General features: G+C 53.8%; 9 protein-coding genes and 1 pseudogene. 8 read left to right on the top strand and 2 right to left on the bottom strand.

Annotated elements, in window-relative coordinates; translation table 11 throughout:
- Window positions 1-110, bottom strand: a pseudogene (locus ACTQ33_RS07550) (CHC2 zinc finger domain-containing protein); the annotation flags it as partial.
- A gap of 282 nt (window positions 111-392) precedes the next feature.
- Between ACTQ33_RS07550 and ACTQ33_RS07545 the strand changes: the two are divergent.
- From ACTQ33_RS07545 to ACTQ33_RS07510, 8 genes are all read left to right on the top strand, one after another.
- Entirely contained in the window at window positions 393-971 is a 579-nt protein-coding gene (locus tag ACTQ33_RS07545) for a TetR/AcrR family transcriptional regulator (RefSeq protein WP_075704609.1), read from the top strand.
- A 70-nt stretch (window positions 972-1041) separates the two neighbouring features.
- Window positions 1042-2415 carry a DUF1254 domain-containing protein gene (locus tag ACTQ33_RS07540; protein WP_441463537.1) on the top strand — a complete coding sequence of 458 codons (1374 nt, stop codon included), beginning with the start codon at window positions 1042-1044 and terminating at the stop codon, window positions 2413-2415.
- A 24-nt stretch (window positions 2416-2439) separates the two neighbouring features.
- Entirely contained in the window at window positions 2440-4464 is a 2025-nt protein-coding gene (locus ACTQ33_RS07535; protein WP_441463536.1) for an alkyl/aryl-sulfatase, read from the top strand.
- Between the two features lie 942 nt (window positions 4465-5406).
- Complete coding sequence (locus ACTQ33_RS07530) at window positions 5407-5853, top strand: hypothetical protein (RefSeq protein WP_441463534.1); 447 nt, start codon at window positions 5407-5409, stop codon at window positions 5851-5853.
- Window positions 5854-5929: 76 nt separating this feature from the next.
- Window positions 5930-6352 (top strand): hypothetical protein, encoded by a 423-nt coding sequence (locus ACTQ33_RS07525; protein ID WP_441463532.1) that lies wholly within the window; start codon window positions 5930-5932, stop codon window positions 6350-6352.
- A gap of 17 nt (window positions 6353-6369) precedes the next feature.
- Window positions 6370-7050, top strand: a complete 681-nt coding sequence (locus ACTQ33_RS07520) for a hypothetical protein (protein WP_441463530.1) — start codon at window positions 6370-6372, stop codon at window positions 7048-7050.
- 14 nt (window positions 7051-7064) lie between these two features.
- The gene (locus tag ACTQ33_RS07515) at window positions 7065-7871 is read left to right on the top strand and encodes a hypothetical protein (RefSeq protein ID WP_441463529.1); all 807 of its coding nucleotides are present in this window, start codon (window positions 7065-7067) and stop codon (window positions 7869-7871) included.
- Window positions 7828-8451, top strand: coding sequence for an antirestriction protein ArdA (locus tag ACTQ33_RS07510; protein ID WP_441463527.1), 624 nt, complete (start codon window positions 7828-7830; stop codon window positions 8449-8451). The genes ACTQ33_RS07515 and ACTQ33_RS07510 overlap by 44 nt, the downstream gene beginning before the upstream one ends.
- A 123-nt stretch (window positions 8452-8574) precedes the next feature.
- Here the strand turns inward: ACTQ33_RS07510 and ACTQ33_RS07505 are convergent, their stop codons facing one another.
- Window positions 8575-9285: an IS3 family transposase gene (locus tag ACTQ33_RS07505; RefSeq protein WP_441463525.1), complete on the bottom strand. Its 711-nt coding sequence runs from the start codon at window positions 9283-9285 to the stop codon at window positions 8575-8577.
- Window positions 9286-9326 lie beyond the last annotated feature (41 nt).

Below are 9326 nucleotides of genomic sequence, written 5' to 3'. Positions count from 1 at the left end.
AGCCGAAGGTCAAACAGTTTGGCGGTCAGGTCGATCACATCCCCATGCTCCCCACAGGCGAAACAGTGGTAGTGGTCATCCGATACATACAGGCTCGGATGACGGTCATTAGGCGGCCACCTGCGCGGTGTTACGCCCTGGATGGTGACATCCGCTGCCAGGCCGTACTTATCTGGATGAATACTGCTTCCGTTTCAACCGCCGTATGACTGGCAATCAGATATTCCACCGCTTAGCCAGAGCTGTTGCTACTTCTTTTGGTATACTGAGTCAAGCCGATAAGCATTAAAAAATATAACAATTCTTTTTCAAGCAAGCGCTTGATTTGTTTCGAAAAATATGATAGCCTACTATAGAAACACTGGTCAGTGTACAGAAAGGGAGGGTGCGTCTTGAGGGAAGAAAAGAAAACCGTAAAGAGACAGGAGGTTGTTGGCGTCTGCCTCGACTGCTTTGTTGAAAAGGGGCTGACTGTTGCCACTACAAAAGACCTCTGTACAGCAGCAAAGCTGCAAAACGGCGGCATCTATTATTACTTCTCCACCAAAGAGGAAATCGTTCTTGCCTGTGCCGAGGAAGCAATCAGCCGAATTGAAAGAAGTGCGTTCGACATCGTGCTGGAGGACATCAGCGACGTCAAGGGCATGATGGAGCGTTTAGGCGTGCTGGCGGACAAAATGTCGCCCACCATGCGCTTTCTGGTCAGCGTGTGCGTGTCACAGGAATACGGGGAAAAGGTAAAGCCCGCCCTCAGTCGGCTCGCGGCAAGATACCCCTATTACACGGAAAAAATCGCGGAGATCCTGGGCTGTACGCAGGACGAGGTGGAGCCGTTCGTCCACCTGTCGATCCTCGCCCTCAACAACTATATGATCTTTGCCGAGCGAGCGCTGTTTGACCCGCAGATCAAAGCGGCAAAAAAAGAGCTGCTGCGGCTTGCCGCAAGGAAGAAAAAGGAGGTCGATCCGTAAGCGCCGCGCAAAAAAACACAACGTCCCGGAAAATAATCTGAATTTGAAAAGAATAAATGAGGAGAAAAACATGAAAAAACCGCTTGCGATCCTTCTATCGCTGCTGACGCTGCTTTCCTGCGGGCTTCTTTCTGCCTGCTCTGCCGAAAAAACACAGCCGGATACAGACGCCGTGTGGGAAACGGTCAGCGAGGCATACATCTATGCGTTCCCGCTGGTGCTTACCGACGCGACCAAAACACTATCGACCAACACAGACGGAACCATGACCGGCCGTGCGCCCGTCAATCAGTTCAACCACGCGAAAAAACTGGCGGATGCTTCTTTCCGTACCGTTGTAACGCCGAATGTCGATACGGTCTACTCTCAGGCGTGGCTCAACATCAGCACGGAGCCTATAATCTACGTCCTGCCGGAAGCGGACCGCTTCTGCAATGTGCAGCTTCTGGACGCCTGGACGAACACCGCCGCCGTACTGGGCAAGGCGGGTGCTTATGCCATCACGCTTCCCGGCTGGGAGGGCGAGCTGCCCGACGGAGTGACGCGCGTGGACGTGCCGACCGCAACGGTGTGGTCGATTGCCCGCACCGTGCTGTCCGGAAACGAGGATCTGCCCAACGTCTATGCCATTCAGGAGCAAATGCAGCTTCTGCCGCTTTCGGCTTACGTGCAGGGAGGCGAGTATGCTGCACCAAAGGGAACGTATACGGTGGAAAATGACTTCGTTCCCGTGAACAAGGTTCTTTCCATGACGCCGACAGAGTTTTTCAATACGGCGAATGCTTTGATGCAGGCCAACCCGCCCGCTGACGCTGACGGGGAGCTGTTGAAGAAGCTCTCTGCCATCAATGTGGGCGCGGGTATGACCTTCGATGCTTCCCTCTTGGGCGAGGGCGCTGCTGAACGCTGGACACAGATGCTTCAGCAGCTTCGCTCCACGCTTTCCGCCGACGGTGCAAAGTACGCCCAGCAGCTTGGTCAGTGGATTTACTACGGCAGACCCATCGGGGATTTTGGGACAGAATATACCTACCGTGCCATGGTCGCGCTGGTGGGATTGGGGGCCAACACAGTGGATGTCGCAATTTATCCCAAAACCACCGTGGATCAGAACGGCGAAGCGTTGACCGGTGAAAAGGCCTATACGCTCCACTTTGATACCCTTCCTCCAACCCTGGAGGGCGGCTTCTGGTCTGTTACCGCCTACGGCGAGGATGATTTCCTTATCGACAACTCGATCGACCGCTACTGCATCAACGACCGCTCTGCATTTAAGCTGAACGAGGACGGCACGCTGGATATTGTCCTGTCAAAGGAAGCGCCGGAGGATACTTCGAACTGGCTGCCTGTTTCCGACGGAGACTTCCACCTGTTCATGCGGATTTATCTGCCAGATATGACCGCGCTGGATACCTGGCAGCCCCCGGTCATCCGTGAACAATAAAAAGTAAAAGAGGAGGAACAATTTATGAAACGTATTACAGCTTTGCTCCTTACAGCGGCGCTGTTGCTGACCTGTACCGCCTGTACACAGGCGGGAAAAGCAAATCTCGGCTTGACCGCAGAGGTCAAGCCCGCAACGGACTTCACGGCCAAGTCAAATGCCGCAGTTTACGATAAGCTCGACTTTAACGACAAACAGGAATACGAATTTGCCACGCGCGGCCTGATCGACGCGCCGGAAACGCTGGAGCTGAAGGACAAGGAGGGGAACATCCTCTGGAGCCAGGAGGCCTACGCCTTCCTCGACGAATACGAAAAGGCTCCCGACAGCGTAAACCCCAGTCTGTGGGAGAATACCAAAAACAACCATGTCTATGGGCTTTTCGAGGTGTCCGACGGCATCTATCAGGTGCGCGGCTATGATATGGCAAACCTCACCGTTGTCAAGGGCGATACTGGCTGGATCGTCTTCGACACTCTGATGAGCGTCGAGTGTAGCCAGGCGGCGATGCAGCTCATCGAGAAAAATCTGGGCAAGTTCCCGGTGAAGGCCGTCATTATCTCCCACTCCCACGCTGACCACTTCGGCGGCATTGCCGGCGTGATGGAGGAGGCGGACAAGGCGGACCCCTCGCTGTCCATTGAGGAGCAGCTTGCCAGCGGCAAGATTCCGGTCATCACCCCCGAGGGCTTTACCGAGCATTCCGTCAAGGAAAACGTCTACGCGGGCAAAGGCATGGGCCGTCGCTCCAATTACCAGTACGGCGTGCTCCTGACCCCCGGCGTGACGGGGAAGCTTGCCCAGGGCATCGGTATGGGCCAGTCCACCGGCACGGTCTCCTTCTTTACCCCCAGCTATGAAATCCGGCAAACCGGTGAAACCGTGACCATTGACGGCGTGGAACTGGAGTTCCAGCTCACCCCCGGCACCGAAGCCCCCGCGGAAATGAACACCTGGCTGCCCCAGTACAAGGCCCTCTGGCTGGCTGAGAACTGCAACGGAACGCTCCACAACCTCTACACGCTGCGGGGCGCCGAGGTGCGGGACGGCGCGGCCTGGGCAAGCTACCTGACCGAGGCAATCTCCCGCTACGGCAAGGACGTGGCCGTCAGCTTCCAGTCCCACAACTGGCCCCACTGGGGCAACGCCGTCGTAAACGACTACCTGGTCAATACCGCGGCGGTTTACAAGTACATCAACGACCAGACCCTGACCTATATCAATCAGGGCTACACCAGCGATGAGATCTCCAACATGATCGAGCTGCCAGAGGCGCTGAACAAAATCTGGTACACCCGCCAGTATTACGGCACGGTGGCCCACAATGCCAAGGCGGTCTATCAGAAGTTCATGGGCTGGTATGACAGCAACCCCGTCAATCTGAACCCCCTCACGCCCAGCGACAGCGCGAAGAAATGGGTGGAGTATCTGGGCGATACCGACAAGGTGCTGCAAATGGCAAAGGAAGACTTTGACAAGGGTGAGTACCAGTGGGTCGCGGAGGTCACGAACACCCTCGTCTTCGCCGATCCTTCCAACACCGACGCGCGGCTGCTCTGCGCCGATGCCCTGGAGCAGCTTGGCTATCAGGCAGAATCCGGCCCGTGGCGCAACGAATACCTGACCGCAGCTCAGGAGCTGCGCCATGGCAATGCCAATTTCACCGCTTCCACCAAGAGCACCGGCTCCATGATCAAGGCCCTTTCCGCCCCCATGCTCTTTGACTACATGGCCATTGTCATGGACAAGGCGGCCCTGGCAGACTACGACTTCATCATGAATGTGTCGCTGCCCGACGTGGGTGAGCAGCATATGCTCCGGGTGAAAAATGGGGTGATTCTGGTGTACGCGAATACCCTGTCTGAGGAAGCGGATGTCTCCATCACCTGCCCGAAGGACGCCCTCTTTGCCATCCTGACCAACAACCGGGAGACGGTGGCGCAAGCCGTCCGGGTCGAAGGCAGGGCCGAGCTGCTGGCCCTGATGATGGAGCATATGAACCAGTTCCCCATCAACGGAACCAACCCCTTCAATATCATCGAGCCGTAACGGCTTCGCAGGGCAGCCTGACGGAAGTCGCAGGTGATCTGTGGGCGATCACGGAGGAAATATGAGGTTCGCGTAATCATCGCAGACGGCGGTGCGTTCGATCTGAGCGATACTGAAAAGGAGGTCAAAATCTCCGTTGTGCTCGTAAAGTGAGCCGTGCCCGCCGGTACCCTCAAGGGAACTGACGACTGGCGGATGCCGAAGTCTCGCCGCCTCCATGCGTAGCTCGTCACGATGCTGTACCGGCCGTTGAATAAGCAAGTTACACGAAACATATGAAAATGCCGCCCGTTTTCACCGGAAAACGGGCGGCATTACATATCTGCACACACAAAATCCATCAGCCGACAAAGTGAAATTTTAATTACTTCCTTATCACTGTTAAGCTAACGGTTTCGGGGTTTTTCCGCGTCCATTTTTGACTGCACGAAAAAAAGATATCTTCCCACCTCTTCCCCGTGCGGTGAGGACTTGAACTAAAACTGAGGGCTTTTGCGCCCAATTTTGAGTGAGCAACACGGAAAAATTTCAGTTTCTTCGAAAAATATTTTGTTAAATTTCTGTGAACAAAGTGGTTTGTGCAAAAATGTAGTACAAACCACTTTTCTATTCCACACATCTTGGCCGTCACTTTTTTAAGGTGACGGCCTTTTTTGTTTTCAGATAAAATCAAAACGAGAGCCCAAAAGGCGTCACGCACAGGAGGAAATCAACTTGGATCGAAAACAGTATTTTGAGGAACTACATATTGCACTCACACGGGAGGGGTTTACCTCCCAGCCTAAGCAGGGTGAATTGCTTCCCGTGGAGTAGGGCGGTCTCCCGCTCTGCCGGATCACAGCGGACGGAGGCGTTCGCTACTGGCAGAAGGATGTAGCGACGCCGGAACGGGAACGAGCCTGTGAGCGAGCCACCGATCTGGCCTGCACCGTGCGGGAGTACATGACGCTGCTGGAACAGGCTCCGCCCCTACAAGCCCAAAGCCTGACCGATGACTACCGCCTGCTGGCTGACTTCAATGGAGCCGTGCTGGCTGCCCATCCCACTCGGCTTGGCGTCCAATTCGTCACATGGGATTGGAGCTTCGACCACACAGGTCTCAACCAGGGCAATTACTTTCAGGAAAACTATGTAGGTGCCAAGCAGGACTTCGCCATCCGCGCCGGTCTCATTTCCAAACAGCAAATTTTCAATCAGGAGCAGCTTGTTGAAATCTACCGGTGCTGCTCTGACACCTTGGATGCTGGTTTTGACTTGACTGCCGAGCAGGAAAAGTGCATCCGGGGAGTTCAAGAGCAGATTACTACTGCAGCTCCCGATGCCCTGGAGCGCATAAGAGAGCAAGAGCAGCACCCCATGGAACCCTACAACCAAGAACCGATCATGTAATATTCAAGCGCCGGAGTTTCGGAAATAAGACTCCGGCGCTTTTTTATTGCCTCAAACCAGACAGGAGGATTGAAGATTGGATCAAAAGAACGAACAAATAGTGCCGCTGCGCATCAAAAACCTGGCTGAGTTGAAACGCTGTATCCGCCCCGGGACAGAGTTGGTGGCAACCAGCCATAGCAAGCACCCTACCCTGGTCGGGCTTGTACGGGTGGTGACTGAGGTTCAGACCAATGCTTACTATTCCGTGGTCAAGGACCAGCCGACTCACCAGTATTCGACCTGTAATTACGGGAAGGGATTCCGCTCTGATTTCGAAAAGGCATCCAACTATTTATTTGAGGGCACGACCATCAAGGTTCTTGACCGCAGAAGCGGTGATGGCAGCGTGCTTTATGAAATGGAACTTTATCCGGGCGAATGCCTTGTCCTCGGGCAGAAGAACGACATGGAGGAGAATGCGGATATCAGAGAAGACAATAGCGAAATCAAGCAGTAAGGGATGAACATGACCTTATGAAACGCTATTTCATGCGAGATACGCCGCTGTGCCAGCTGGAACAGCAGATGATGACCCCGCCCAATTTCAAGGCCAGAGGTCACGGCCGGTATTCTCCCGGTTTCCAATACAGCAGCGAGGACACGGAGTGCCCATACTGTATAAACTTCAGGCGCAATCAGCCTTGTCCGCTGAAACTGTGCATTTGCCTGGATGAACGGATCGCGGCCGGCGCACTGAATCTCAATGAGTTCGTCAGGGATTGCTTCTTCCCTGAAGCGGGGGTACAGCTTCTGGCCCGCTTAGAGAGGAATTTCACTTGCTGCTCCATCAGCTTTTTTCTGAATGAGTGCCATCGTGAGCGCTGGCAGCACTGGCGCGAGCGCTACTATCGAATGTCAGGCCGTAATCTGGCCGCGCTGTTTCTCCTCACGGCGTATGAGGATATCTGGCGCAGGATGATCTGGAAGTTTGATGCCCGCGGATTTGACTTCCAGTCCGTCCAGCTTTCCGGCATCCAGCCGGAACTGTACAGTGTTTACCAGGCGGCCAAAGCCATCTCCACCGGCAGCCACAATATCACTCTTGCCGATCTCGCATCCCCCGAATTGGTCACAGATGAGGCGTTCCACCTGATTGTCTGCACTCTGCTTCTGGCCAAGTACGGAGATGCGATTTTGAATTTTGAAGGAAAGTAAGGTGATGCAATGTGATGATGGAAGCAGTTCTGAGCAACGCCGACCACCCGGAATACGGTGTTGCGACGATTCCTCTTCCCATTCCCAGAAATCAATACGACCACTGCGTTGCGCTGTTGGAGGCACTGGAGATCGGCGATGCCTCTGAAGCTGACTGCCGCTTGGACTCCCTCGACAGCGCATGGCCCGTGCTGAATCGGCTGGTATGCACCAAGGTCAACCTTGATGAGTTGGACTATCTGGCAAAGCGGCTGGACAGCTTTACTGTGGGCGAGTTTTCGCAATTTCAGGCGATGGCTGAAAAGCTGAATCTCACCAGCATGAAGGATCTCATCAACCTGACCTTCTGCTGCCAGCAGGCGACGGTGATCACGGACTTCACAAATTTGAAAGAGGTTGGCCGTGATCACTACATGAACATCCATGGTGGGTGTGCCAGCATGGAAGAACTGGAACAGCTGGACGGAGTGGAAACCGCTGTCTTGTTGATTGAGGGCAATGAGGGGACTATCACCCGCTACGGAGTGGTCTATGACAACGGCATGCAGCTTTCACAGCTCTTTGATGGAAAACACCTGCCCTGTTACCACTATGAGGCTGATATGACTGCTGTCGGGATATCCTCTCGGTGGGAGCCGGAGAACAGCAGGAATGTGACCTGGATCTATCTCCCTGCATCAAAAGGACAAATTGAGCGCGCCGTGCAGCGTTCCGGCATTGCTGACCCAAAGGATATGCGCCTCTTTATAGCTGACAGTTCATTCCCAGAGGAAGTGGATGTACACCCATGCTGGCTATGTGCTTCGCAAGCAGGATGCTGAACCCATCAGAGAGAATGCGGAAAAAATTCGGCTTGATCTCTCCTCCACTCAAGCGCAAGTGAGTGTATCGCTTCCGGCATTGAAGGAAGAGTTGGAGCGAGTAAAAAAATTGCTTGGGATTGATTGTTTTGCAGAGGCCGCAATTACCAGGATTTCTTTTTCTGTTTCCAATTTGAACGAGTATATTCCCACCACGGGAGTATGCGTGGAAGACGCAAATGAAATGGCCTGGGTAATTGAAGGAATGCAACTTGAAGATAGAGAGCTCATGAAATATCTGTCGGTTCTTTCTGTAGAGCAACCGGAAACTCTTCAAGAGGCCCTGCACTACGCCATGAATCTGGATGACTACGAACACTTCTCAGATGATCTGGATGCTTACGGAAAAGCTGTTCTGCGGCGTATTGGCGCTGATGATGAGCTAATTGACACCATCGACGGGTATATGGATTTTGAGAGGCTGGGCGAGGACGCTATGGTGGAGGATGGTGTCCGGAGAACTGAGTTCGGCTTAATCCGGCGATACAGCAGCCCTTTTTCTGAGGAAACACATACGTTAGAGATGGAATACCTTTCATAATGACTCGGGTAGTCAATTTTCTCTTGGTAAAACTGATGGCTTATATGAGCCCTTCCCGGAAAAACGGACACGAAAAACGCAGAAAAAACGGAATGAAACATGGTTATTCTCGTGGATGCTCGTTCATGCTGCCTGAACCGCCAAAAGGTTTTTCTCAAACTGTACGGGAGACACCCAGCCCAAGGCAGAATGTGGCCGGACGGAGTTATAGAAAGCCTCCAGATATGAGAATACATCGGCTTGCGCACTAGCCCGCGTTGGGTACTGCTTCAGGTGAATCAGCTCACACTTGAGGCAGCTGAAGAAATTTTCTGCGACAGCGTTATCGTATGGATCACCCTTACGGGACATGCTCTGCTGAATTCCGTAGGTCGCCAACCGTTCCCGAAAGGCCCTGGCAGCGTACTGGACACCCCGGTCACTGTGAAAAATCAGGCCTGTTGACGGCTTGCAGCGATGCACTGCCATGTCCAGGGCTGCCAGTGTCAGGGATGTATCGATACGGCTGGAAAAGGCATAACCTACAATTTTGCGGGTACACAGGTCCTTTACAATGGCAAGATAGAGCCAGCCTTCACCGGTGGGAATGTAGGTAATATCGCCCACCCAGGCTTGTTTCGTGCGTTCAAAGAAGAAGTTTCGTTTGAGGAGATTCGATGCAACGGGATGGCTATGCTTGGAGTTGGTTGTGACTTTATAGGCCCGGCGTCTGACCGAACAGATGCCGGCAAGACGCATCTGACGGTGTACCCGCTTGCGAGAGCAGCCAAAATCCGGTTTAAGCAGATGATAGAGGCTGTCCAACCCCAGGGCAGGATATTTAGGGTCCGGCATACCTGTTCCACAGTGGCTCCCTGGCGGTGTAGCGCCTGAAC

The sequence above is a fragment of the Candidatus Avoscillospira sp. LCP25S3_F1 genome (assembly GCF_052117125.1).
Taxonomy (GTDB): domain Bacteria; phylum Bacillota; class Clostridia; order Oscillospirales; family Oscillospiraceae; genus Avoscillospira_A.
The sequence above is the reverse complement of the archived record's forward strand: the minus strand, read 5'-3'. Positions and strand labels throughout refer to the sequence as shown.

Coding starts and splice junctions, on each gene's coding strand:
- ACTQ33_RS07540 (WP_441463537.1), top strand. CDS start 1,042: ATGAAAAAACCGCTTGCGATCCTTCTATCGCTGCTGACGCTGCTTTCC.
- ACTQ33_RS07535 (WP_441463536.1), top strand. CDS start 2,440: ATGAAACGTATTACAGCTTTGCTCCTTACAGCGGCGCTGTTGCTGACC.
- ACTQ33_RS07530 (WP_441463534.1), top strand. CDS start 5,407: ATGACGCTGCTGGAACAGGCTCCGCCCCTACAAGCCCAAAGCCTGACC.
- ACTQ33_RS07520 (WP_441463530.1), top strand. CDS start 6,370: ATGAAACGCTATTTCATGCGAGATACGCCGCTGTGCCAGCTGGAACAG.
- ACTQ33_RS07515 (WP_441463529.1), top strand. CDS start 7,065: ATGATGGAAGCAGTTCTGAGCAACGCCGACCACCCGGAATACGGTGTT.
- ACTQ33_RS07510 (WP_441463527.1), top strand. CDS start 7,828: ATGTACACCCATGCTGGCTATGTGCTTCGCAAGCAGGATGCTGAACCC.
- ACTQ33_RS07505 (WP_441463525.1), bottom strand. CDS start 9,285: ATGCCGGACCCTAAATATCCTGCCCTGGGGTTGGACAGCCTCTATCAT.